This is a genomic window from Rhizobium zaerense, assembly GCF_051810725.1.
Taxonomy (GTDB): domain Bacteria; phylum Pseudomonadota; class Alphaproteobacteria; order Rhizobiales; family Rhizobiaceae; genus Rhizobium; species Rhizobium leguminosarum_I.
Window position 1 is genome coordinate 327,113 of sequence record NZ_JBPWQY020000004.1, and the last position, 24,323, is coordinate 351,435.

Genomic DNA, 24,323 nt, shown 5'->3' on the forward strand with positions numbered 1-24,323 from the left:
TTGCTCGACCAGACACTCTCGCGCATGAGGTCAGATTACAAGGAGGACGCCGAAAGTCGCTCCACCAAATTGCAGGACATAACTCGACTGCTCGGGCAAACTTCGCTTCCCGCCACCACGCTATTCAACAATTCAGCCCCTTGCAGACCAAGACCGTAATATGGCAAGGCGGCAGTGGTCAGCTCCGGCCTCAGCGCCAGGGAAACTGTCCGGAAATCGTCAAAACCGACAATACTGACATCCTCGGGAATCCGAAGACCCAAGGCCATCGCCGCGATATAGATTTGGATCGCCATTTCGTCGTTGCCGCTCATGATTGCGGTCGGTCGATCCTTTTGTTGAAGCATCTCGGTGGCGGCAGCAAAAACGTAGTTCTTCTCTGCTCCGACGGGTCCTTCCATTCCAAGGCGGATCGTGAGGTCACTGTCCGCAAGGCCAAAGTCTCCAGCGGTCTTGCGGAAAGCATCGAGGCGCAGTTCCGCACCAAGCAAAATCGGATTGAGCCGGATGTAGCCGATCTTTCGATGACCCCGCTCAAGCAGATAGCGGGTCAGATCTCGCGCACCCTGATAGTCATCGGGTTCGATCGACGGCAACAATTCGCTCGTTTTTGGTCGGCAGTTGATCATGACTGTGGGGATAGCGACGTCGCCGACTTCGGGGTCAACGATGCGATGGTACATCGTTACATAGAGAACACCGTCAATGCGGTGCGATTGGAACATTTTCCAAATTTTAATTTCCTGTTCGGACGCGCCGCCGGTATTTGCCATCAGAATGGTCTTGCCGTTAGCATTAGCCCAATCCTGGATCCCGCGAACGATATCCACTGAATAAGGCGTCGTCGACACGTAGTCAGCGATGATACCAAATGTGTTGGAGCGACTTGAGCGTATCTGGCGCGCCGCCATATTCGGCACATATCCGAGGTCTCGAATTGCCCTTTCGACCCTCTCCCTTGTTTCCTCGGTCACATAGGGTTCGCCGTTAATGACGCGAGACACAGTTTTGTTGGAAACCCCCGCCACTTTCGCGACGCTGACTATGCTCACCATGGACGCCAATCTCCTTGTCGGGATTCGTTTTAATCCAGACAAATGACAACGTCGACATATTTTTATGACAACGTCGTCATTTCATATTGACAACGTCGTCATACGAGGACTACCTTCGCATCAAGAAGGAGGGCTCAGTGCAAGTGCAGCGAGCCAAATGGGAGGAATCAATGAAGAAATTGCTTGGTGCCAGCGCACTCGCGCTTGTTTTCATGGCCGCCACTGCCAATGCCGAAACCATCAATATCTTGGTCGAAGGTGGTGGCGAAATGTTGCAGAAGGCGGTCGCCGAGAAGTTTACTGCCGAAACAGGCATCAAGGTGAACTTCACGACCGTTCCCTATCAGGGTGTATTCGACAAGTTCTCAGCCGAAATCGCCTCAGGTTCTTCCGCGTTCGATGTCGTGACGATCGACGTCGTGTGGAATGCGAAATTCGCGAGCCACGTCGAGGATCTTTCGGCTCTTTTCACCGATGCGGTTCGTGCGGATCTGCCGCCTTCCTTGCTTGCCGATGCGAAGGTCGGTGACAAACTGATCGGCATGCCTGCCTGGGCCAATGCCGAGATCGTGTTCTATCGCAAGGACCTGTTTGATAAGGCGGAGGAAAAGGAGGCTTTTCAGGCGAAGTATGGCTATCCTCTCGCGCCGCCCAAAACCTGGCAGCAGTGGCGCGACATCGCGAAATTCTTCACGCGTGACACTGACGGCGATGGAAAGACCGACTTCTGGGGCACCGACACCATCGGCACGTTTTCAGAGGAATGGATGGCGCATGTGCTGCAGGCTGGTTCGCCAGGGGTGATCCTCGATAAGGACGGGCAGGTCATTATCGACAATGAGGCGCACAAGAAGGCACTTGAATTCTATATCGCGCCGCACTGCATTGATCATTCCGTTCCTGAAAACGTGAACGAAATCGGCTGGGGCGAGGCGCAGAACCTGTTCTACCAGGGCAAAACAGCCATGATGAAGTTCTGGGCGCACGCCTACAAGATGACGCCTCCGGATTCAAAAGTCAGCGGCAAGGTCGGTGTGGTGCCGATGCTGGCCGGCGACGCCGGGATCGCAGCTGTTCCCGGCCCTTGGTACAACGTCGTTCCCTCGACATCCGAGCACAAGGACGCTGCGAAAAAATTCATCTCGTTTGCCATTGCCAATAATGCATTGGGCATCGAAGCTCCGCTCGGCCTTGCCGCGACGAATTCCGCCTATCGCAGCTATTCAGGCAAGGCCGGCTATGAGCACTTCCCCCCACTTCTTGAGACGCTGAGCGCGCCTGCCACACAGGGCCGGCCGATCAATGAAAAATATCAGGAAATCGTCGACGAAGCCGTGCTGCCCGCTATCCAGAAGGCACTCACCTGCAAGGCGGATACCGGGGAGGTTCTGACGGAAGCCAAGGAAACGATCGAGGACATTCTCAACTAGCCTCGTACATTCCTCCACGTCGTGGGGCAGAATATGCCCCACCCTTAGCTTTCGGAGACGGACATGTCGGGTGAAGACCGATTTGTACTTTGCATGCTCGCGCCTGCTGTCGCCATCCTCGGCGTGCTGGTCGCTTACCCGGTGGGGCTCCTGGTCTTCGATTCCTTTTTCAAGGTCGATACGATCACGCCCCATATTCGCGAATGGGTCGGGCTGCAGAACTACGTCGATGCCTTGACGTCGAAACGTGTCATCGAAAGCGCTCTGCGGACCGTTCAGTATTCGCTCTTCGCTCTGTTTTTCGAGTTCACGTTCGGCTTCTGTGCGGCGCTGCTTTTTTCGGCGCTTGCCGGTCAATCGCGGTGGCATCGCACGATTTTCGCTCTGCCGTTGATGGTTCCACCCATCGTCGCGGGTCTACTCTGGCGCTTTCTGCTCGTCGGCAATATCGGCATTCTGAACTATGGGCTCGTTCGTTTGGGTCTGATAAGCGATCCGGAAGCGATCGCATGGCTGTCCAGCGAAGATATCGTCATCTATTCTGTTTCCTTTGCCGACATCTGGCTGACGACTTCCTTTGTCGCCCTTGTGTCCTATGCCGGGCTGACCAACATCCCGAAAGACCTGCTGGAGGCAGCGCGGATCGACGGGGCGAATGCGCTCAAGCGCTTTTGGCATGTCACCCTTCCCCTTATGCGGCCGGTGATCGCCGTCGTGGTGATCGTGCGGGGCGTGGATGCCGCAAAGACATTCGACCTGATCTGGATACAGACGCAGGGTGGTCCCAGTCATGCTTCTGAAGTGTTCTCGATGAACATCTACCAGCGCATGGTTCGGTTCGGCGATCTTGGCGAGGCTTCCGCGTCCGGAACATTGTTTCTCATCGTCATGATGCTCTTAGCGGCAGTCGCCTATTGGAAAATATGGAGGCCGGTGCATGCGTAGAGCTCCCCGCCTCAATCTCAGCGGAATCCTGATCAACGCGGCGGCCCTCGTGTTGGTGCTATCCTATGCGCTGCCTTACATCTATCTCCTCATGACCTCGATCAAGCCGGCGGCTGATGTCCAGCAGATCCCGCCAAGCTTCTTTCCCGCCGTTGTCTCGTTCGAGAATTTCCGCGAAGTGCTGCGATCCTCCACCTTGCCGAGAGCCTTCGTCAATTCCCTCACCGTCGCGGTGCTGACGACGGCTCTCTCGCTTTCGGTGGCCGTGCCTGCCGCTTACGTTGCCACGCAGTACCGGCGCCGGATCACCACCATTTTTCTGCTCTTCGCCTTGGTGACGCGCATGGTGCCGTCGGTGGCGCTCGGAGTGCCGCTGTTCCAGCTTTTGAAGTCGCTGGGTCTGCTCGATTCCATTCCAGGCCTGGTGCTCGCTCACACGTCGGCCGCGGTACCACTGGCACTGTTGCTCATGTCCGCGTTCTTCGAGGGCATACCGAAGGAGCTGGAAGAAGCGGCGCGCATGGATGGCTGCACACGATTCCAGGCGTTTCGAAAGATCGTGCTTCCGGTCATGACAGGCGGGATAGCGGTCACCGCGCTCTTTACCTTCATCACAAGCTGGAACGAGTTCCTCTACGCGCTGCTGCTGACGTCGGAGGCGACCAAAACGGCGCCGATCGTCATCGCCGAATACAATTCGGTCTATGGGCTCGCCTGGGGGGCGATGACCGCCGCGGCTGTCCTCTACTCGCTGCCGGTCATCATCGTAACGCTCGCACTGCAAAAACAGATCGTCGGCGGCCTGACTTTCGGCGCTGTAAAGGGATGAGGGAGGCAAAGGCATGGCCGGCATAGAGTTGCGCAATATCAACAAGGTCTACGGAAACAGGTTTCACGCTCTGCACGATCTGAGCTTCGACATCAGGGATGGCGAGTTCATGGTGTTTGTCGGTCCGTCAGGATGCGGAAAGTCGACGGCGCTCAGGATGATCGCTGGCCTGGAGAGCATTACGAGCGGTGAACTCAGGATCGGTGACAGACTAATCAACGATGTCGATCCCAAGGATCGCGACATCGCCATGGTCTTTCAGTCCTATGCGCTCTATCCGCACAAGACGGTGCGGGAGAACATTGCCTTTCCCTTGCTGATGGCAGGCCTGCCGAAGACCGAGATTGCCAGCCGCGTAGTCGAAGCCGCCCGCATCCTCGAACTGACGACTTTGCTCGACCGCAGGCCGGCACTCCTTTCAGGAGGTCAGCGTCAGCGTGTCGCCATGGGACGGGCGATTGTCCGCAAACCAGCAGCCTTCCTGATGGATGAACCGTTGTCGAACCTCGATGCCAAGCTGCGCGTGCAGATGCGCGCCGAGATCGCCAGCCTCCAGAGGAAACTGAATGTCACGACGATTTACGTGACCCACGACCAGGTCGAGGCGATGACGATGGGCGACCGCGTCGCTGTCATGAAGGGCGGCGTGCTGCAGCAAGTCGACACACCGCAAAACCTCTACAATCGTCCTGACAATGTCTTTGTCGCCGCCTTCATCGGATCGCCCTCGATGAATTTGTACGAGGCCGTTCTGAATGGGAGGACGCTGACCCTGGGCAGCAACAGCCTGGAAATCCCCGACCGGGTTTTCGAAGACCGCCCCTCGCTCAACGGTGCGTCCAACCGTCAGGTCATTGTCGGTATCCGGCCCGAGCATATGAACGACGCCGCAATCCGGCCCTCTTCGGCCGAGATCTCGGCCCCGGTTACTCTTGTCGAGGCGCTAGGTTCTGAATCCATGGTGCATCTGAATATCGACGCCAGCCGGGTGGATGCCGGCGACCCGGACGCCGTCGTCGACATCGGCAACGAAAAGGCTGCTGTAGCTCGTTTTTCTCCGAAGAGCGCAGTCCGCGCTGGCGACATTGCGCGCATCGCTGTCGATGCCGACGAGCTCCACTTCTTTGAACCGGACACCCGCACCAGCATCTGGTGACGGTGCGCAGGATCTTGCTCCAAACTCGAACAAGAGAGCCGGTTGAACGCATTTTCCCAGGCGGCTTGGGCACGACAAGCCAATCAAGAACATCGGTCTACTCTCGCTGCAGAGTAGGAAATGGCCGAGGAGACATGAACCATGGCAAGTGACAATTTTTACGACGTTACACGATATCCCGTAGGCAACCCCTATGAGGATATTGGCGCGGTCATCAATAGCATCATTGCGGATATTAAAAGCAGGCAAGCGGTTCCCGACCATAATGACGGCGGAAAGCCTGGAGCAGTGATCTATATACCGCCAGGCGATTATCGTCTTGTGACCCAGGTGGTGATAGACGTGAGCTATCTGAAGATTGTCGGCTCGGGACATGGCTTTACGTCGTCGAGCATCCGTTTCAACACACCTGCGGACGAACTGGCACAGTGGCGCGAATTGTGGCCGGGCGGAAGTCGCATATGTGTGGACATGTCTTCGGACGCCGCCGACGGCGGGGCTGCCGGAGCCGCGTTTTGTGTCAAGCGCACCGGCAATCCTCGCATAAGCTCTGTGGAGTTTGCTGATTTTTGCATCGATGGCCTGCACTTCATGGACGACGGTTCGGGGCAGAATGATGCGGAAAATACCTACAGGAATGGCAAAACAGGAATCTATGTCGGCAGCGCCAATGACTCATTCCGAATAACGGGGATGGGCCTTATCTATCTGGAACATGGCGTGACTGTTCATGACGCGGATGCCCTGGCGATAGACAATAATTTCATTGCAGAGTGCGGCAACTGTATCGAATTGAAAGGTATGGGGCAGGCCTCGAGGATAGCGAATAATTTTGTCGGAGCCGGATATAGAGGACATTCCGTCTACGCTGAAAATTACGGAGGCATCCTGGTCTCTTCAAACAACGTCTTCCCCCGAGGCGCGAGCAGCGTCTATTTTTCCGGCGTCGTGCGTTCCTCGATCACAGGAAACAGATTCCATTCCTTCTATCCCGGAATGTTGGTTTTTGCTGCGAACTGCTGCGAAAACCTGGTGTCCTCAAATCATTTCTTGCGTGATCGCGAGCCGTGGGCGCCGATGCAGAAGTACGATAACGGCCTGGATGACCTGTTCGGACTTTTGCACATTGATGGCAGCAACAATTCTGTCATCGCCAACCACATTTCAGAGACGATCGATACTCAATATATCAAGCCTCTCGCCGCAAAGCCTGTGATCATCAATGTTGTTTCCGGCAGCGGCAACTACATCGCCAATAATCACATCGTGGCCACAACCGAAATGTCGCAAATCAACGATGCACCAAACAGTGCCTGTTTTTCCACGCAAGTGGGCGCGTTGCTTTCAACGGACAATTTGAAGGCGCTCGAGGTAACGGCAGTACGGGTGCAACGGGGTTCGGTGCGGAATACCGTTCTGGATTCAGGCAATGTCGAACAGGTCGAGATGGACAGAGCGGTGAATGCTTTCAGGGGCACTCCAGTTCTTGGGCAATCGTCGGCAGAGTTTCACTAGACCGAGCATAGCCAGGTCGTCGGTCAAAAATACAGTGACATTCGGAGTTGTGTTCATGGCAAACCAAATGGACCGGGAAGATGACCCGTTGACGCAGCAAAACCTGTTCCTACCCTCTGGGTACCGCTTGGAATTTTGGGCCGCGGGCGACGGCTTTTTTCGTATCGACATTGACGGGAAAACGGTTTGGCAGGTTCGGTCATTTGCCATCGATCCGGAGTTTTTCAAATATCACCACAGGGAAGCTTGCGAGGTCACCATTGTCACCAATGCGCCGGACGCTGTTCTGTGGGCCTATGGATATCAGCCTCAAACCGTGAACGAGACCGGCATAACGGTGTTTGAATTCTCGCAAAAAGGGATCCTTCAGCACACCGGCGCGGAAATTGAAGATTGGCTTCGGTCCGATCCGGATCGTCCTGTGCTTCATTTCTCGCCAATCCGGCATTGGATGAACGACCCGGTCGGTCTCTGCAAGATCGACGAGCTATGGCACCTTTTTTATCAATTCCATCCCGGCGGCAATGATTGGGGACCGATGCACTGGGGACATGCGACCAGCCGCGATCTGGTCAATTGGCTTCATATGCCGGTATTTCTGCATCCGGAACAGAACCTGTGGCGTCTCGGCGCCACAGGAGGCGCATTCTCCGGCAATGCCTTTCGGGATCGAGATGGAAGTTTGATGTTCTTTTACACCGAGCGCCTGCCCGCCTATGACCTTTTCAAGGGCTATCGGGAAATTCAGAAAATAGCGCGCCCAGATCGGCGGATGATCAAGGCGGAAGGCATTGTGACGGTGTTGGAAGAGCGTCCCGACGGGGTCGAGCACGATTTCCGCGATCCAAAGGTTTGGTGGGACGACGCAGCCAATGCCTATCGCATGATACTCGGCGCATCGATTGAAGGCGATCCCGCGGTGTTGTTGTTCGGCTCCGGCGATGGCCTCGATTGGCAATATCTCAGGCCGCTCTACCGTGCGCCGGTTAAATTCCGCCAGGAGGGCGCGCGTGCGGTGGAATGCCCGGATTTCTTTCGGCTGGAGGAAAAGTGGGTTCTGGTGATGGGTTTTGTTGGCCATGTCGAGCCACGAACACGGCGCCACAATCTCCTTTATGCCCTGATCGGCGAGTTTATTGACGACTGCTTCGTGCCAGACATCCCGGAACTGCAATTGCTGGATTTCGGCACCGATTACTACGCGATGCAGAGTTTCGAAGCGGGAGGGCGCCAGATCGCCTTTGCCTGGCTGTTCAACTGGGAATACCGCAAGCTTGAGGGTTCGTCCTATTCAGGGGAGCTGTCCCTGCCCCGTGTTCTGAGATTGAGCGAAGATAGGAAGAGGCTGCGCATGCTGCCGGCGATCGAAGTCGACGATCACTTTGCCGCTGACCCTATCGTCGAGGAACAAAGCGGCAAATTCTCGCTACCGATGGCGCCCATTGAAATCCGCCTTTCCGGCGCCCTGGAAGGTAGCAAGGTCGTTGCGACGCAGGGCGGCGAACTTGCATTCGAGGTGGGCGTCGCAGGCGGTATCCTCTCGATCCGGCTCGCCCAGGACGACGGCTCGATCCGTTACGTGGCGGAGCTTGGCGACGGAAAGGAGCTTCGTCTGTTTCATGACCGTGGAATCGTCGAGATCTTCGCCGATGACGGAACTGTCTGTGGAACCCGTCGCGGCTACGCGAACATCAACCCAGATTATCTGGAAATCTCATCGTCCGCTTCAACGCGGGTGCTGGAAAGATATGCGAAACGCCATTGAGCTGCCGCGAGATGAGTTATTGAATGAAACGCTCGCCACTGGTTCATGCTCGTCGAGCGCTTCAAACTGGCGTATGGATCATAGACTGATCACTGTGTCGGCCCTATGTGACCGAGAATTGCAGTGATATCGCAAATTTCAGGCAGCGCTGGGGAGGGTGGGATGCTTCAAGTCCGCAAATTATTGACAGCCGCGACAGCCGTCATCGTGGTTGCCTTATCGTCCTGCACGACGAGCTCGAATGACTCGATGCAAACCGGCTCGGTTGGATATACCGGCGCCGACTATTCGCTCAGGCCTGCCTGCCGCGATGGATTCGGCAACGATCATCCTTGCAGCTATTAGAGGCAATGGCTGCTCGACGAGCGACATCAGCGGATGAGCCGTCGGAAGCAAATATTCATTCCGCTTCAGCTTTGTCGTGAACGTTCAAAGTAGCGATTCACGATGTCCTTGACTTCGCTTGAACTGAATCCCGGAACCCATCTGTGCGGTATCGCGACGGTCCTTTCAAGAGGCTGACGCTTGCGCAACTGTTCAAGTATCTCCGGATCGGCATCTTTGCGCACAGTCAGGTAGATAAATCCCGCCTGCCCGGCTTGAGGGATATCAACGCGTTCGATCATTGACCAAGGGATGAGCTTCGGCAGCTTTTGACCAGTGATACCGTCGGGTCCGACCACCATTGTGGGCTTTCTGAAGTCCACCTGCCGAGCCTTTACCGCAACATAAACGATGACGACGAGGAGCAGGATCGCGAACAGGCCCTCTCCGACACCGCTCGTAGCTCTGCTCATTTCGATCTGCCCAAGGGCGATAAGTGAGAGGTAAACGAAAAGGAGCGCCATGACGCCAAGGAACATGAAGGGGTATCTAACGATCCCTCGCAGTACGATAATTGGCTGGGTGGCGTTTGGGTCGCGGTCGGCGGCGGTAGAAGGTTCATCAGTCATCGGTTGAATTCAACTCTCCACGGAAGTAATTCCGAGCACACCTTAGTGTAGAGCCGCGGCCCTTCGTTACGAGCATCTACTGGAAAATCGTTACGAACACCTGCAAGCGTGATACACAACCGAATAGTGCTCTAGGAAAGACGGTCATGCGGTATCTTCGGTCAGGGCCGCGTCGGCTTCACACCCAGGAGATGGGCGGTCCGCGCGCCAAAACGGTGGGTCTGAGGTCGGGCGAGATCGCCGACCGGAATATTCGCGTCATCCTGGAAGCCATCCGCCGCCATGGCCCGCTGACGCGGATGGAGCTTGGCCGGCATTGCGGCCTGACCGGGCCTGGCATCACCAATATTCTGCGGCGGCTGGCGGAAGAAAAACTCGTCACGTCAAACCGCCGCAATGGGATTGGAAGTGGCGCAACCGCCACGGAATTCGCGCTTCGACCGGAAGGTGCTTTCTCGATCGGCGTCAAGCTTCGCCAAAGGCGTGGCGAGGCCGTGCTCATCGATCTGAGTGGCCAGGTGCACGACCGGGTCTACTTCGGCCTGGACCTCGCTGATAGAGTCGGCCTGCTGCATGCGGCGGTCAGGGATATGGTCGATCGCCACGCCGCACTGCCGATCATCGGGCTCGGCATCGCCGCCAACGACTGGACAGACGATCAAAGCGAGCAGATCGCCGCGATCTCGACGATCGCGCGTCCCTATGTCGAGAACGAGTGCACGGCGAGCCTTCTCGCGGAGCGCACGATCGGCAGCTCCGGCAGGGAAGGCGGACTGGCGATGATCATCATCGACGACGACGTTCAGGCCGGCTTTCTCATTCGCGGTATTCCCTATTCCGGCGTGCATGGCCGGGCAGGCAGCATCGGCGAAATGCTGACAGGTCCAGACAATGTCCAGCTGAACACCGTGGTCGGTTTCGAGTCGCTGCGATCACGGATCGGCGACCAGGCATTCACCCGCCTACTGCAAGGGGAGGAATTCTCCTCGCTGTCGCTGTCGCAATGGATACGGGAAGCCGCCGGCCACCTGCTCGACCCGATCATCGCCATGGCCGGTTTTCTCGCCCCGAGCGTTGTCATGATCGGCAGCGACCTGCCGCAGAGCGTGATCGAAGCGCTGATCCATCAGCTTTCGATCGAGCGGCGCGACACCTCGACGAGACCATTGCTGACCCCCTGGATTTCGCCGATGAAACCCGCGAGCTTCAGCGGCGGCGGCGTTGCGCTCGGTGCAGCACTCCTGCCCTTCCTCAACACTTTGCTGCTGCCGCCGGCTTCGGCCTGATGGCCGGGTCAGGCGAGCGCTTCATCGGCGTGGCTGAGATCGGAGGCCAGCGCCCGGTCCAGGACTTTCTGGATATTGGCCGCCCGCCGGAACGAGGGTTCCTGGGTCCTGCCCGCCCGCACGGCCTGGACGAAACGCTGATAGTTCGTCTCGACCGGATCGAAGGGGACGTCGCGCCAGGTCGCCGTGTGCACGTCCTCTCCAAGACAGGCGCGTAGCGTCGATTTTCCGGTATCGTAGATCATCTCGATCGAGCCGGTTTCGCCATAGACTCTGAGGCGCAGCTGATCCATCTGTCCGGCCGCCGTCCGCGTCGCCTGGATCGTCCCAATTGCGCCATTGGCGAAATCGACATTCATCGTGAAACTGTCGTTGGCGTCGAGATCATATTCGCCGATCCTATGGTCCGGTGCCTTGTCGAAGGTCTTCAGCCGGGCGAAGACATGGGCGATGTCGAGCCCTGAACCATAGGATGCGAAATCGACGATGTGGATGCCGATGTCGCCGAGCGCGCCATTCGATCCATGTTTTTTGCTCAGCCGCCAAAGCCATTTGCTCTCGCTCTTCCAGTCGCCCCAGTGGCGACCGACCAGCCAGCTTTGAAGGTGAGACGCCTCGACGTGCCTGATCTCGCCGATTTCGCCGGCGAGCACCATCTGCCGGCCCTTCTGAAGGGCGGGCGAGTTGCGGTAGGTGAAATTGACCATGCCGACCTTGCCCGATCGCTCGATTGCCTCGGTCATCTCCATGGCCTTGATGGCATCGGTGGCGAGCGGCTTTTCGCAGAAGACGTGCTTGCCGGCTGCAATCGCCTGCAGCGTCGTCGGGTAATGAATGCGGTCCGGCGTGACGTTCGCCACTGCGTCGAACTCGCCCCAGGCGAGAGCATCCTCGAGGGTCATGAAATGATTGGCGATGCCATGTTCGGTGCAAAAGGCAGCGAGCCTTTCCGGGACGACATCGACGCCGCCCACGACACTGACGCCTTCGATCGCCTTGAAGTTGGCAGCATGCTGGTTGGCCATTCCGCCGGTACCAAGAATGAGTAAACGCATCTTATCCTCCATGGAATTAACTTCCGCCGCGGCGTCCGCCGGGCAAAACCACACTCACGCCATCGCAGCCATCCGCGATTGCCTCGTGCTCTTCTTCAGGAAAATTGCGGTGGATGCGCCGCGCGTCCCGCGGGACGCTCCATCACCTTCACGACGCAGATCCATTTCCGAAAATCGATCTCGATTTTCCGGAACTCTGCGCTAGCTGCTGTTGATTGTCGCCAGCATCTCAACCTCCCAGGTTCTGGCTCCCAAGCTGTGGCTTGACATCAAATCAAAGTAACTTAATCTAATTAATGCAGCACGGAAATGAGGAGAGGTCAACTGACCGCCAGGCTGTATCCGTTCAAAATGGGGAGGAGACCCATCATGAAGAGCGCCACCGTCAGCGCATTTGCGCTGAGCACTATGTTGTTTTCAGCATCCGTTTCATTTGCCCAGGAACTTGCCACGAAAGACAGGATCGGCCTTGCCGATGCGCCAAAATCCCTCGTCGTCCGTCTGACGAACGACAGTCCCAACAATTCGGATCCGGCGATCGCCGAGGGCTACCAGAAGCTCTTCGTCGATTTCATCAAGAAGCATCCGGACTGGAAATTGCAGATGCAATTCATGTCCTCGGACATCGGCACCGAACAGGCCAAGATGCTGGAGCAGGCCAAGGCCGGCAACGCGCCTGACTGCGCTGCAGTCGACTCCTTCGTCCTCTCGCAGTTCATGGTCAATCATGTGCTTGCGGACTTCACGCCGTATTTTTCGAAGGAGGAAGTGGACGACCTGTTTCCCTTCATTCGCAGCGGCATCACCGATAAGGACCAGACCGTCCGCGCCTGGTGGTGGGATACGGACCTTCGTGTGCTCTACCGCAACAAGTCGATCGTTGCCGATGCGCCGCAGACCTGGGACGACCTGAAAAAGGCCGCGCTCGCCTCCACCAAGGAAGGCATGGAAGGTGTTCTCTTCAATGGCGGGCGCTGGGAAGGGACGACGTTCGACTGGCTCGCGAATTATTGGGCGCTGGGCGGCAAGCTCGTCGACGACTCGGGCAAGCCAGTCTTCGGCGAAGGCGAAAACAAGGAGAAATTCCTGAAGGCGCTGAACTATTTCAAGGATCTCGTCGATTCGGGTGCCGCGCCCAAACGCGTCAGCACGATCGCGAACTACGACGATATGAATGCTGCGGCCGCAGCGGCGACGACGGCGCTCTTCATCGGCGGCAACTGGCAATATGCGCAGCTGAAGGCCACGCTCGACGAGGACGAGTTCAACAAATGGACCTTCTCGCCGATTCCCGGCCCTACCGCCGATCAGCGTTCGACCGGCACCGGCGGCTGGACGATCGCCTCCTTCAGCAAGGACAAGGACAAGGTCGAGATGTGCGCCAACCTCGCACGCGAGGTCTATATGGGGCCGGCAAACGCGCTGCAGCAGCAGTTGCCGACCAGGAAATCACTGTTCGACAAATATGAGGTCTTCTCCACCGAAGCCAACAAGACCTTCGCCAAGGCTCTGGTTGACGGACAGGCGCGCCCGGGTGTGCCGATCTATCCTGAAATCTCCAACCAGATCCAGATCATGATGGGCGACGTTCTCTCCGGGACCAAAAAGCCGGAAGACGCCTTGAATGCCGCCTTTAACGCGGCGCTGGAGGCTTACAAGCGTCTCTAGTGTTTCCGACTGTGACGGCGCCTGCCCGCTAGGCGCCGTCGACCTACAGCGTCGCGCGCCTTTTCACGCGCAAAAGGACGCTGGAACACGTTGAATCTACGCATCGTGCTTTCCGAAAATCGATTCCGATTTCGGGCCGATGCGCGAGCCAACCCGGACAGAGAAGCTTAATGAGCCCCATTGCCATCGAGGTTGACAGCCCGCCTCAAAGCAGATCGTTCATGCGCCGTTTCGCCGGTGCGCCGCTGCCCTGGATCATGCCCGTGATCATCGTCATCGGCATCTTCTACCTTTACCCCGTCATCGACGTTTTCAGGCTTTCATTCACCAATGCCACGCTGATCGGCGACAATCAGGATTATACGCTGGGGTCGATCACTAATGCGTTGAGCTCGCCGCAGCTGCCAGACATATTATGGGCAACCTTGATCTTTGTCGGCGGCAGCGTCATCGGTCAGCAGATTTTAGGCCTTGCAGTCGCCGTCGTGGTTATCCGCGGTGAGAAGCGTGGGCTGTTCGGCACCACCATTTTGAGGACAACGGCGCTAGTTGCGTGGGTGGTCCCCGGAATCGCCGGCGGTATCATCTGGCAGATGCTCTTTTCCGAAGCGCCTTATGGTGCGTTGAACAGCATTCTAAGATTGATGCACATGCCGACGGTCGCCTGGCTCTCGGACCCTGCTATTGCGCCGTGGTCGACCCTCATCTCCAACATATGGCGCGGCACGGCATTTTCGATGGTCGTCATGTATGCGGCGCTGAAGTCGATCGATCCCTCACTCTATGAAGCCGCCGAGGTCGACGGCGCGACGGCATCGCAGCAGTTTTTCTTCGTCACGCTTCCGCAGCTGCGCGCGGCAATCCTCGTCAACATGATCCTCATTACGATCCAGACGGTGAATACCTTCGATGCGATCATCACGCTGACGGGCGGCGGTCCGGGGCGCGCGACCGAGGTCATCTCACTCTACGTCTTCAATATCGTCTTTAGAAACTACGACCTGTCCGGCGGCAGCGTGCTCTCCGTTCTCATGCTGATCATCAGCCTCGGGCTGGCCTTCATCTATGCGTCGTTCCTGCCGAAGGAGGAAGAGCAATGAACGGACGGACCGGAACGCGGCTCGGCGATGCCATGAGCTATCTTTTCATGCTGGTAATGTTCGTGTTCTTCGCCGGCCCCCTCACCTATCTCCTGTCGATGGCAATGCGTGACAAGCGCGAGATCTATCGCGGCGCGGCGCGATATATTCCGAACAATCCGACCATCGACAATTTCATCACCGTTTTGAACAACAGCTACTTTCCGATCTATCTCTGGAACGGCCTCAAGCTTGCCGCCCTTAGCGGGCTGGGCGTCCTGATCGTCGCTCTGCCCGCCGCATACGCTTTTTCCCGCTTTCAATTCCGGGGCAAGGGCCTGTCGATGATGGGGCTGCTGCTTTTCCAGATGATCTCGCCACTTGTGATCATGGTGCCGCTTTACCGCTACATGAACCGTCTGGGGCTACTGGATACGCATTTTGCCGTCGTCATGGTGTATATCGCGCTTGGCGTTCCGCTGGCGACCTGGCTTCTGAAGAGTTCGGTCGACGGCATCCCGCGCAGCCTCGACGAAGCGGCCATGATCGACGGCTGCAATCGATTTTCGGTCTTCTGGCGCATCATTCTGCCATTATCGGCGCCGGGCATAGCCTCCGTCTTCATCATCACGGTGATTGCCGGCTGGTCGCAATTTCTGGTGCCTTTTCTGTTGCTCACGAAAAATGATCTGATGCCGATCGGCGTCGGGATCTTTAACTTCCGCGGCATGCAAACCGACTCCTCCATCCAACTGCTTGCCGCCGCCTGCCTGATCGCGGTCGTTCCGGCGATCGTCGCCTTCCTGTCGCTCCAACGGCTGATCCTCGGTGCGATGACCAGCGGCGCGGTCAAGGGATGACGAGCGGTTTAGGCTATGCGCAAGGAAGGATTTCGAGCATGAACCAGACACTCGGCGCCAGGCTGTCCCCGGATCTGACCGGCGCCAATGTCGAAGATGCAGGTGAGCACAACAGGGCCGTCGTGCTGCGCTGCATTCATCGCCAGGCGCCGATTTCGCGCGCCGAAATCGCCAGGCGGACGGGTTTTACCAAACCGGCAATCGCCCGGATCGTCGATCGACTGCTGGACGAGGGGCTGATCATGGAAGCCCGCCGGCGGCACGGGTTGAGAGGCCAGCCGGCGATCGAACTCGAAATCAATCCGGATGCCTGCTTTGCCATCGGCATCAACATCGATCGCGACCATCTGACGATCCTGGCCGTCGATGCCGTCGGCAATGTCCGCGCCCGTGTTCATCATGAGAAACGTTTCATCCTGCCGGCGGAATTCCTGCAGCTCACAGCCGACGCGATTTCGCATTTCCAGCGCAGCCGGCTCATCGACGACGCGCGCCTTGCCGGTATCGGTCTGGCGATGCCGGATTGGCTTGGCGAGATTTCGCTCCTCGGCAAGCCCGAGGCCTATCAGGAATGGACGGCATTCGATGTGCGCGCCGCATTGGAGAACCTGACGCCGCATCCTGTCTTCATCGAGAACGAAGCCAATGCCGCAGCCCTTGCCGAACTCGATTACGGACTGGGTGCTGAAAGTAGCAGCTTCTTCTACATCGCCATCAATCCATGCCCCGGCGGCGGCCTCGTGCTCGACGGCAACGGTCATCGTGGCGCCATGGGCCTCAGCGGCGAAATTGGCTGGCTGCCGATTGCCGACGGCGGTGACGGGAAGGCCCATAAGGTCCAGCTTCTCGGCGAGATATTCTCGCTGTTCTTCCTCTATGATTTCCTCGCGAAACACGGCGTCGAAGTGAGTGTTCCCCACGATCTCCTGACGCTGGATGCGCATGGCAGGCGCCTCGTGTCGCAGTGGCTGAAGGAAATGAGCGCGCATCTGGCAGTCGCCGTCAAGCATATCGGCATGGTCGTCGACCCCGACGCCGTCCTTGTCGGCGGCCGATTGCCGATCCGCATCGTCGACGAGTTGCTGCGCTATGTGCACGAGCATCTCGATGCCGAGGACCCCAACCTTCCCTCGCTTCATCGCGCCTCGCTCGGAGAGGATGCCTCTGCCATGGGGGCGGCGGTCATGCCGATGGCAGCGGCCTTGATGCTCGCATCGGCAGACCCTGCGCAACGCACACGTTCGCCACTGAAGAACATGGATCGTCTGAACAGTTGAAACGGGCGGCAAGGCCCGCGGATTTTGGTGAAGAACGGATTTTGGTGAAGATGGGAGGATTTTGGTGAAGATCGGCTTTTACACATCGACATTCAACGATCGCCCGCTGGAGGAGGTGGTGGATTTCGCCGCGTCGGCCGGGTTCGACGCCATCGAAATCGACGTCGGCGGCCATATCAAGACGCCCGATCGGGTGGAGGCCGCCGTAGCACTGGCGCGCAGCCGCAACCTCTTCGTGTCGTCGATTACCTATTTCGGCAATCAGCTCGATGCTGACCGGGGAAAACGAACGGCACTTCGCGAGACGACCGCCGAATTTGCGAGCGCGATCGGGCAAGCGGGCGTCCCGATCTTCGTGATCTTCCCGGGCCGGGACGACACCGCCAGCGACGAAGCCAATTATGATGACTTCGCCGATTTCGCCAACGGCCTGATCGCGAAGACACAACCGTATGGCCTCACCTTCGCAATCGAGAACTGGCCGGGTCCGAAGGACAATTTCATCGGAACGACACCCAAAGGATGGCAGGAGCTTTTTCAGCGGATCAGGGATCCTCGTTTCGGGCTGGAATTCGATCCCTCCCACCTCATTCGCATCGGCGTCGATCCCTATCAGGCGATGGAGGCGGTGAAAGATCGCATCGCCATCCTTCATGCCAAGGACACGGCAATCGATCCGGAGAGGCTGCAGGCAATCGGCTATCACGACAAGGGCTGGTGGCAATACAAGCTGCCCGGGCTCGGCCTCATCGATTGGCCGAGGTTTCTGCGCCAGGCCAGCAGGGCTGGCTTCGACGGCACGCTGTCGATCGAACATGAGGATGCCGCCTATGGCTGGCCGGGCAAGGACTTAGCCGCGCGGAAAGACGGCGAGCGCCTCGGCCTTGATTATTTGAGAAATGTCCTGAGCGGACTTTGATGGCAATTTCGGGAGGACGGTAATGGCCCATGTTTCGGTCAACAATGCTCGCAAGGATTACGGCGCGTTCAAAGCCATAAAAGGCGTCTCGGTCGATATCGGCGACGGCGAGTTCGTCGTTCTGGTCGGTCCCTCGGGCTGCGGTAAATCCACGCTTTTGAGAATGATCGCGGGCCTCGAGGGCATCACCTCGGGGCAGATCCAGATCGGCAAGCATATCGTCAACGAGCTTGCGCCCAAGGACCGGGATATCGCCATGGTGTTCCAGAATTATGCGCTCTACCCGCATATGACCGTTGCCAAGAACATGGGCTTTTCGCTGCGGCTGAAACGGATGCCGAGGACGGAGATCGATCAGCGGGTCGGCAACGCCGCGAAGATCCTCGGCCTCGAAAGTCTCCTGGAGAGATACCCCAAGCAACTGTCGGGCGGCCAGAGGCAGCGTGTGGCGATGGGGCGGGCGATCGTGCGCGACCCGGCCGTCTTCCTGTTCGACGAGCCCCTGTCTAACCTCGATGCCAAGCTCAGGGTGCAGATGCGCTCGGAGATCAAGGAATTGCATCAACGGCTGCAGACGACGACCATCTATGTCACCCACGACCAGATCGAAGCCATGACCATGGCCGACAAGATCGTCGTTATGAAGGACGGCCTGATCGAGCAGTCGGGCTCTCCGCTTGAACTGTACGATCGTCCGAACAACCTTTTCGTCGCCGGCTTCATCGGCTCCCCGGCGATGAATTTCATCAATGGCAACATGAGGGAAGAGGGGTTTCGAACCGCCGACGGCCTGCTCCTGCCGAGTGAGCGGCGTGCGCCTGAAGCCGTGACCTACGGCATTCGCCCCGAACATATCCGGTTGGACCCAGGCGGCATCGAGGTCACGACGGTGGTCGTCGAGCCGACGGGTTCGGAAACGCTCGTCATCGTCCGGCTAGGAACGCAGACGCTGACCTGCGTCTTCAGGGAACGGATCAGGGCCGCCCCCGGCGAGGTGCTGAGGATTGCGCCAATCCATGATGCGGTTCACCTGTTTGCCGGAAACGAGCAACGGATCACATCAGGCGAAGCGCCGTTGAACTGACCCGGCCGATTGCCCCTCCCCTTCGGTCGGCGCCAGCCGGGGGCGCGTTTTCCGCGCCCCCGATGCGGCCAAGCTCAGAGAGCAACTACGTCGCCCTTGTGAATAACGGTCGCATGACCCAGAACCCGCAATGACGGCAAGCCGGATATGAGACGCTGATGTCATCCTGCTCTAGCTGGCGGCGTTCCTTTTGCCGAGGAGGGCTGCGCGGATCTGTTCGCTTTTGCTCAACAGGGGAGCGGGAACCGGTGCTGTCTGCTCAGGCGCGTCTGTCTTACCGGCGGCCTGCTTGAGGCTCAGGAAGCGCTTTTGCGCAACCAGCCGGTCTTCGGACGACAGCGGTTCGACGGGTTCGCCGTCAAGACTATGGCGCATGGAATCGGGCTGGGCGCTGGCGAAATAATAGCGCCGGCAGTGGACATAGGCCGCGGTCGCTCGCCTGAGCGTGGTGACACCGGCATCGGGCTTCAGGAGCGGGCGGAGTTCGTTGAAAAGGCCGACGGCAAAAGGAAGGACCGGATCTCCCGCCTTGGCCGGAAGGACGCCGACCGGCCGGATCAACAGCACATTGATCGCGTTTGCCTTCTCCACGTCGAGCTCGGTTGCCGCAATCGGTCCGCGGCTGATCTTCCAGGGCTTGTCCATGCGTCCTCCATATAACGTCCATAACGGCCGACTGTGATGGTTTCTTGACGGCAGGGCGAGCAACGGAAGTCGCACATCGTCGTTTCCACTGCAAGCCGGTGGGATGCGACATGAGAGCCTATAGGAATTCAACCCCCAAACGACTCCTCGCGAGGAACCGAATGCAGCAAACCAATCTCTGCTGGGATCAGTCCTTGAAAAAACGGACAATTTCACCGTGTTCGGCCATAAATCTCGGCCAGGCCGGACAAGGCTGGCGGTGGCACGACGCTCAGGACTGAACGTGTCGTGGGACACCCGAGATCTGCATCATGACAGGCCCAATTGCGTCTTCGTCATGAAGTTCGCCGATCAAAAGTTTAAACCAGCTAAACCCCACCCAAAGCGAGACCTTGTCATCGACCTCCTCGAGGCATATTTCGCCGCGGGCCGCGCCACTGGTCAATATATGCCTCACGTCGGCAGTGCGGTCCGGAAGGAACTTGTCGCGCAGTGCTCCCAACGCCTCTTCGGTGCCTTGTGCCTCCGCGATCAATCCCTTCAATGCAGCTCCGGCCGGGTGGGAGGACCAGAAACGCCACAGACTCGTCGTGTACTGCACCAGCTCTTCGACCAAGTTCCCGACGTCGGGCACCGTCACAAAAGTCGATCGTTCCATCGTATAGATCGCGATAAAGAGATCTGCCTTCGTGGGGTACCATCTGTAAATGGTGGTCTTTCCCGCTCCAGCTCTTCGCGCGACTTCTTCGACAGAAAATCCCGCGTAACCCTTCTCAGAGATGAGTTCCCTCGCGGCTGCCAGCACTGCGGCCTCCGCCTCCGGATTGCGACGCGATCCGATAGAGGTTCGTTTTCTTGCCGAGACAGCATTTGGGGTCGTGATCATTATTCAGGCGTAGCCCAAGTCGATGTCACCGATCAACAGGCAATGCGGAAGAACCTATGGCGGACGCCTCAGGAGCGTTTCGGAAATCTCGCCAAACTCCCGCTCACTGACTGCCTTGAGTTGGACCGGCCCGAGGAATGAAACCCGGGACTCCAGTTTCGACGACTCCGTTGAAGCGGATGTTCGTCTTTATGCCATCTCGGATCTGCTGCATCGCGTCTTCCGGCAATGCGGAAAGGTCAAAATTCTCCCTGGTCCGGCTGGATGTGACCGAGGTGGTGAGGAAGGCAGTGCCGCGCTGCACTGCCCAGGCCAGCGCAACCTGCGCCGGCGTCTTATTGACGCGATGAGCTATTGCCTTAATGACCGGATCTTCGAGCAGATTGGGCTCCATGCCATGCCCGAGAGCCGCAAAGGCCAGCAGGACGATCCCGTGCTCTCGACAAAAGTCAAGCAACTCCCATTCCGGCAGGTACGGATGCGACTCCACTTGCACCACGGCCGGCTTGATCCGCGCAACCGCGACAATGTCCTTCAACTTTTCCAGCGTAACATCCGACAGGCCGATGGACCTGCACCTGCCACTGTCCACAAGCGCCTCAAGTGCGCGCCAGGTGTCGATTAGACTCACTCCTGAATCGTAAATGACCTCGCCGTGTTCGTCCCTTGGATCATTCTCGTCGCCGGGTTGAAACGCGAAAGGGGTGTGGATGAGATAACAGTCGACATAATCGACCTGAAGACGTCGGAGGCTCGCCTGAAATGCAGCAAGCACCCGCTCTGGACGGTGATTGGTATTCCAGAGCTTGGTCGTGACAAATACATCTTCGCGCCGGACAGTGCCAGCGGCGAGGGCGTCGCGCATCGCCTCTCCGACTGCGTCTTCATTGCCATATCGTTCCGCGCAATCGAGATGCCGGAACCCAGCTTCAAGCGCTGCGGCAACGGCACGTTTGGTGGCGGCAGGATCGGGAATCAGCGTACCGAAACCCAATGCCGGAATCGAGGTCGCGCCGTCGGAGAGGGGAATTCTTTTGTAGCGGAGCATATGAGCGGGTTCCATGTTAAGTCCCTTGATTTAGAGTGGATGATGATTGAGCGCGAACGCTTCCTGGCGTCTGAATGCCGAACGACGGCTGCACATGCGCCGCCTTCTTCGTGAAGAAAGCAACCGACTGGTCGTCGACGACACTTCCCTAATGCACGGACAATCGCGACCCCAATACGGCGGCGCGGTGGGATCGTTTATCGTGTCGTCAGCGGATGAGAGGGGGATGGCGCCATAAGCGAGACGACAACCAGCCCCGCAATCGCGGCCGCAAAGGTGATCCAAAAACCATCAATGTAGGCTTGGGCGCTCGCCTCCCTTTGCACCAAGCCCGCCAGCACGCCGACACCCCGCCCCGCCGAACCTGAACCAAGTTGCGTCAATGTCGTATTCCACCCGGGCGTCGCACCCGTGACATGCGAGCCGATAAGATATGAGTGCAGTTGCTCCCGCTGCCGTATCCAGGTGTTCATCGTCGTCGTGACAGTTTCCGAGCAGATTAATCGCATGACCTGTACATATGCGGTGAGCGATATCGCCCTCGCTGGATTTACATTGCTGAACAACGTCGCGACCGCGGCCAGAAATACGGTTTCTTCACCGAACGTCTGAAGGATGACGATCAGCCGGAACTCCGGCAGCGACCACAAGCTGGTCAACTGCGTGCCAAGCCACGCCGATAGAGCGAAGCAGATGAACCCGATCATCAACGTGGCACGCTGCTTGACCGTCTGGACAAGGGCGACCGCAGCGATAGTTGCGCCGGCCAGAAGGAGAATTGCATAAGGTGCGGCAAAGTCACCAATTTGTTCCGGTCGCAAATGTGCCACCGCAATCAAGAAGCTCGGCTCCAACAGAGAACTTCCGAGACTCGCCGTCATAAAGCAGCCAATAGCGGCGAAACCCAGAGCGATGTTTCTTGCGAACAGGATCGAGATGTGCGCCCAGGGATACTGTACGCGAGCCTCGTGCCACAGGAAGATGCACGCGAGAAACGCCGTGGCGAGAAGCAGCGAGATGATGAAGCCGGATTGAAACCAGTCCAATCGATTGCCTTGGTCCAAAGCAACGTAGAGGGTCGTAAGAGCCACGCCAAAAATAGCCATTCCACCCCAGTCGGCTCGATTGAGGAGCACACGGTCGACCGGCGTCGGCTTGCCGCCGTACCAGAAGAGGATGCCAATCAGGGGGCCGACAACTGCGCCCTGCCAGTACAGCCACTGCCACCCTATCGTCTGCGTATAGCTTCCGGCCGCATACAAGCCGAGATTTTGCGCGAATGGGATTCTCAAAACGTAAAATGCCAGTGCGAAAATCCAGAATTTTCGGTCGATGTTTCGAAAAGCCGTCATGAGCGTCGCGCCGACGAACAGGCCGAGCAAAACCGCTCTTAAGGCGTGCAGTGCGGCCAGCATTTCGAAGTTGCTGGAGAATGGTATGAGTAACGAAATTGCGGAATAAAAGATGGTCGGCGCGATCATTACTCTTTTAACCCCAAAGACCGCGATCAACCATCCGACGCTCGGAGCAGCCAGAATCTGTGGAGCGGTGGCGAAGGTGCCAAGCCACGCCCCCTCGTCAAAGGTCAAGCCAAAAGCGCCTCGCAGGTCCGGCAAACCAGTGCCTACTGAACGTATGTCAAAGGCAGTTAATATGGACGCCATGAGCAAAGCGACCGCGACGAATCCTTGGCGTTGCAGGTCGTTCGGATGATTCATCCTAGACATGATGGTCGGCCTTCGTGGAGATATGGGTTATAACCGACATACCAGGGCGGAGGCGGTCAAAGTTCGGCTGGTTCGGGTCGAGTTCGATCCGAACCGTCAGGCGTTGAGCGACCTTCGTGAAGTTGCCGGTCGCGTTGTCGGATGGCAGCAGCGCGAATGTCGATCCGCTTGCGGGCGAAATTCTCGAAACCGTCCCATGCAGCTTTGCCCCGGGCAATAGATCGACCGATATGTCGACCGCTTGTCCTTCCCGGACCATTCCCAATTGGTTTTCCTTATAATTTGCAAGGATATACACCTGAGGGAGCGGAACGATTGAGATCAGGCTTGTGCCGGCGCTGACATAATTTCCACGTTGCGCGTTTCGTTTGGCGACCACGCCATCGACGGGTGCGCGCACATTCGCGTAGCTCAACTCAAGCTCACGCGCGGCGACATCCGCAGCAGCAGTGTCGACATTGGCCTCAAGGACCTCACGCTGCTTCGACAGCACGTCAAGCTTGACTTGTTGGGCAACGACTGTGGCTCGCGCCGTTTTCGAACTCGCCAATGCACGCCCGCGCGCCGCAGTGGCCTTTTCGAGGGTCTGGATCGAGCTTGCCCTGCCGTCGATACCAAGACGTGTCTGTCGTTCTAGTTCCTTGCTCGCCTGGATCTCATCCGCCTTCGCGGCCTCCTGCTGTGCAAGTGCGACATCGATCTGGGTAAGCTGGAACGAGCGCTGGGTGTCGTTGTCCCCAAGCTGCGCCTGAGCTGCATCCAGCTTCGCCTTCGAGGCGCGGAGAGCAACTTCGTACGGCCTGGGATCAATCGAGAACAGGAGGTCTCCAGCCTTGACATGGGAATAGTCATCGATCGAGACCAAGTCGATGGTGCCGCTGACGCGAGCGCTGATTGAGGATATGTCCGCGTAAACTGCAGCGTCCTCGGTGGACTGCACCGCACGTCTTGCAACCCACCAATCCCAATTTGCCCCGGCCGCAACGACGGCTGCAAGGGCTATGACGATTGCCGACACTGGGACAATGAGTGACCCCGCAGATGCCAAGACTGGCGGCGCAAAGGAGTGTCCAGGCGCGACGACCTCTACCTGAGGCGCGGCCACTAGGGCAGTGACATTGATTCCAGATCTTTCATCCAT

At 58.0% G+C, this 24,323-nt stretch carries 22 protein-coding genes; 14 read left to right on the forward strand and 8 right to left on the reverse strand.

Annotation, left to right across the window (positions count from 1 at the left end; all coding sequences use genetic code 11):
- Nucleotides 1-35: 35 nt before the first annotated feature.
- Nucleotides 36-1,055 carry a LacI family DNA-binding transcriptional regulator gene (locus tag ACS4RR_RS29480; RefSeq protein WP_162115865.1) on the reverse strand — a complete coding sequence of 340 codons (1,020 nt, stop codon included), beginning with the start codon at nucleotides 1,053-1,055 and terminating at the stop codon, nucleotides 36-38.
- A gap of 170 nt (nucleotides 1,056-1,225) precedes the next feature.
- Here ACS4RR_RS29480 and ACS4RR_RS29485 point away from each other — a divergent pair, with 170 nt between their 5' ends.
- From ACS4RR_RS29485 to ACS4RR_RS29515, 7 genes are all read left to right on the forward strand, one after another.
- A complete protein-coding gene (locus ACS4RR_RS29485; protein ID WP_170255540.1) occupies nucleotides 1,226-2,485 on the forward strand; it encodes an ABC transporter substrate-binding protein in 1,260 nt (419 codons plus the stop codon).
- Between the two features lie 63 nt (nucleotides 2,486-2,548).
- The gene (locus tag ACS4RR_RS29490; protein ID WP_162115867.1) at nucleotides 2,549-3,430 is read left to right on the forward strand and encodes a carbohydrate ABC transporter permease; all 882 of its coding nucleotides are present in this window, start codon (nucleotides 2,549-2,551) and stop codon (nucleotides 3,428-3,430) included.
- Complete coding sequence (locus ACS4RR_RS29495; protein WP_456190517.1) at nucleotides 3,423-4,259, forward strand: carbohydrate ABC transporter permease; 837 nt, start codon at nucleotides 3,423-3,425, stop codon at nucleotides 4,257-4,259. The genes ACS4RR_RS29490 and ACS4RR_RS29495 overlap by 8 nt, the downstream gene beginning before the upstream one ends.
- Before the next feature lie 13 nt (nucleotides 4,260-4,272).
- Nucleotides 4,273-5,415 carry an ABC transporter ATP-binding protein gene (locus tag ACS4RR_RS29500; RefSeq protein WP_260111357.1) on the forward strand — a complete coding sequence of 381 codons (1,143 nt, stop codon included), beginning with the start codon at nucleotides 4,273-4,275 and terminating at the stop codon, nucleotides 5,413-5,415.
- 141 nt (nucleotides 5,416-5,556) lie between these two features.
- A complete protein-coding gene (locus ACS4RR_RS29505; RefSeq protein ID WP_456190518.1) occupies nucleotides 5,557-6,930 on the forward strand; it encodes a NosD domain-containing protein in 1,374 nt (457 codons plus the stop codon).
- A 55-nt stretch (nucleotides 6,931-6,985) separates the two neighbouring features.
- A complete protein-coding gene (locus ACS4RR_RS29510; RefSeq protein WP_260111355.1) occupies nucleotides 6,986-8,695 on the forward strand; it encodes a GH32 C-terminal domain-containing protein in 1,710 nt (569 codons plus the stop codon).
- Between the two features lie 162 nt (nucleotides 8,696-8,857).
- On the forward strand, nucleotides 8,858-9,040 hold the full coding sequence (locus tag ACS4RR_RS29515; protein WP_246725894.1) for a hypothetical protein: 183 nt from the start codon (nucleotides 8,858-8,860) through the stop codon (nucleotides 9,038-9,040).
- Between the two features lie 65 nt (nucleotides 9,041-9,105).
- On the opposite strand, the gene ACS4RR_RS29520 is transcribed toward ACS4RR_RS29515, so the two are convergent.
- Complete coding sequence (locus ACS4RR_RS29520) at nucleotides 9,106-9,648, reverse strand: hypothetical protein (protein ID WP_260111354.1); 543 nt, start codon at nucleotides 9,646-9,648, stop codon at nucleotides 9,106-9,108.
- Nucleotides 9,649-9,794: 146 nt separating this feature from the next.
- On the opposite strand from ACS4RR_RS29520, the gene ACS4RR_RS29525 reads away from it, so the two are divergent.
- Nucleotides 9,795-10,934: an ROK family transcriptional regulator gene (locus tag ACS4RR_RS29525; RefSeq protein WP_170255534.1), complete on the forward strand. Its 1,140-nt coding sequence runs from the start codon at nucleotides 9,795-9,797 to the stop codon at nucleotides 10,932-10,934.
- Nucleotides 10,935-10,942: 8 nt separating this feature from the next.
- On the opposite strand, the gene ACS4RR_RS29530 is transcribed toward ACS4RR_RS29525, so the two are convergent.
- Nucleotides 10,943-11,989, reverse strand: coding sequence for a Gfo/Idh/MocA family protein (locus ACS4RR_RS29530; RefSeq protein WP_170255533.1), 1,047 nt, complete (start codon nucleotides 11,987-11,989; stop codon nucleotides 10,943-10,945).
- Between the two features lie 369 nt (nucleotides 11,990-12,358).
- Here ACS4RR_RS29530 and ACS4RR_RS29535 point away from each other — a divergent pair, with 369 nt between their 5' ends.
- The 6 genes from ACS4RR_RS29535 to ACS4RR_RS29560 all read left to right on the forward strand — a co-directional run bounded on the left by ACS4RR_RS29535 (nucleotide 12,359) and on the right by ACS4RR_RS29560 (nucleotide 18,876).
- Nucleotides 12,359-13,657 carry a type 2 periplasmic-binding domain-containing protein gene (locus ACS4RR_RS29535; RefSeq protein ID WP_162115876.1) on the forward strand — a complete coding sequence of 433 codons (1,299 nt, stop codon included), beginning with the start codon at nucleotides 12,359-12,361 and terminating at the stop codon, nucleotides 13,655-13,657.
- Between the two features lie 170 nt (nucleotides 13,658-13,827).
- Nucleotides 13,828-14,757, forward strand: coding sequence for a carbohydrate ABC transporter permease (locus ACS4RR_RS29540; protein WP_162115877.1), 930 nt, complete (start codon nucleotides 13,828-13,830; stop codon nucleotides 14,755-14,757).
- Nucleotides 14,754-15,596 (forward strand): carbohydrate ABC transporter permease, encoded by an 843-nt coding sequence (locus ACS4RR_RS29545; protein WP_012755199.1) that lies wholly within the window; start codon nucleotides 14,754-14,756, stop codon nucleotides 15,594-15,596. Before ACS4RR_RS29540 ends, ACS4RR_RS29545 begins: the two co-directional genes overlap by 4 nt.
- Before the next feature lie 38 nt (nucleotides 15,597-15,634).
- Nucleotides 15,635-16,873, forward strand: coding sequence for an ROK family transcriptional regulator (locus tag ACS4RR_RS29550; protein ID WP_026154528.1), 1,239 nt, complete (start codon nucleotides 15,635-15,637; stop codon nucleotides 16,871-16,873).
- 64 nt (nucleotides 16,874-16,937) lie between these two features.
- Nucleotides 16,938-17,792 (forward strand): sugar phosphate isomerase/epimerase family protein, encoded by an 855-nt coding sequence (locus ACS4RR_RS29555; RefSeq protein ID WP_260111353.1) that lies wholly within the window; start codon nucleotides 16,938-16,940, stop codon nucleotides 17,790-17,792.
- Between the two features lie 22 nt (nucleotides 17,793-17,814).
- Nucleotides 17,815-18,876, forward strand: coding sequence for an ABC transporter ATP-binding protein (locus ACS4RR_RS29560; protein ID WP_017967753.1), 1,062 nt, complete (start codon nucleotides 17,815-17,817; stop codon nucleotides 18,874-18,876).
- Nucleotides 18,877-19,047: 171 nt separating this feature from the next.
- Here ACS4RR_RS29560 and ACS4RR_RS29565 read toward each other — a convergent pair whose 3' ends face one another.
- The 5 genes from ACS4RR_RS29565 to ACS4RR_RS29585 all read right to left on the reverse strand — a co-directional run bounded on the left by ACS4RR_RS29565 (nucleotide 19,048) and on the right by ACS4RR_RS29585 (nucleotide 24,323).
- The gene (locus tag ACS4RR_RS29565) at nucleotides 19,048-19,521 is read right to left on the reverse strand and encodes a ProQ/FINO family protein (RefSeq protein WP_260111352.1); all 474 of its coding nucleotides are present in this window, start codon (nucleotides 19,519-19,521) and stop codon (nucleotides 19,048-19,050) included.
- Nucleotides 19,522-19,792: 271 nt separating this feature from the next.
- Complete coding sequence (locus tag ACS4RR_RS29570; RefSeq protein WP_260059629.1) at nucleotides 19,793-20,326, reverse strand: TetR/AcrR family transcriptional regulator; 534 nt, start codon at nucleotides 20,324-20,326, stop codon at nucleotides 19,793-19,795.
- Nucleotides 20,327-20,510: 184 nt separating this feature from the next.
- Nucleotides 20,511-21,455, reverse strand: a complete 945-nt coding sequence (locus tag ACS4RR_RS29575) for an aldo/keto reductase (protein ID WP_260111351.1) — start codon at nucleotides 21,453-21,455, stop codon at nucleotides 20,511-20,513.
- Nucleotides 21,456-21,652: 197 nt separating this feature from the next.
- Nucleotides 21,653-23,182 (reverse strand): MFS transporter, encoded by a 1,530-nt coding sequence (locus ACS4RR_RS29580; RefSeq protein WP_260111350.1) that lies wholly within the window; start codon nucleotides 23,180-23,182, stop codon nucleotides 21,653-21,655.
- Nucleotides 23,175-24,323 (reverse strand): HlyD family secretion protein, encoded by a 1,149-nt coding sequence (locus ACS4RR_RS29585; RefSeq protein ID WP_260111349.1) that lies wholly within the window; start codon nucleotides 24,321-24,323, stop codon nucleotides 23,175-23,177. The genes ACS4RR_RS29580 and ACS4RR_RS29585 overlap by 8 nt, the downstream gene beginning before the upstream one ends.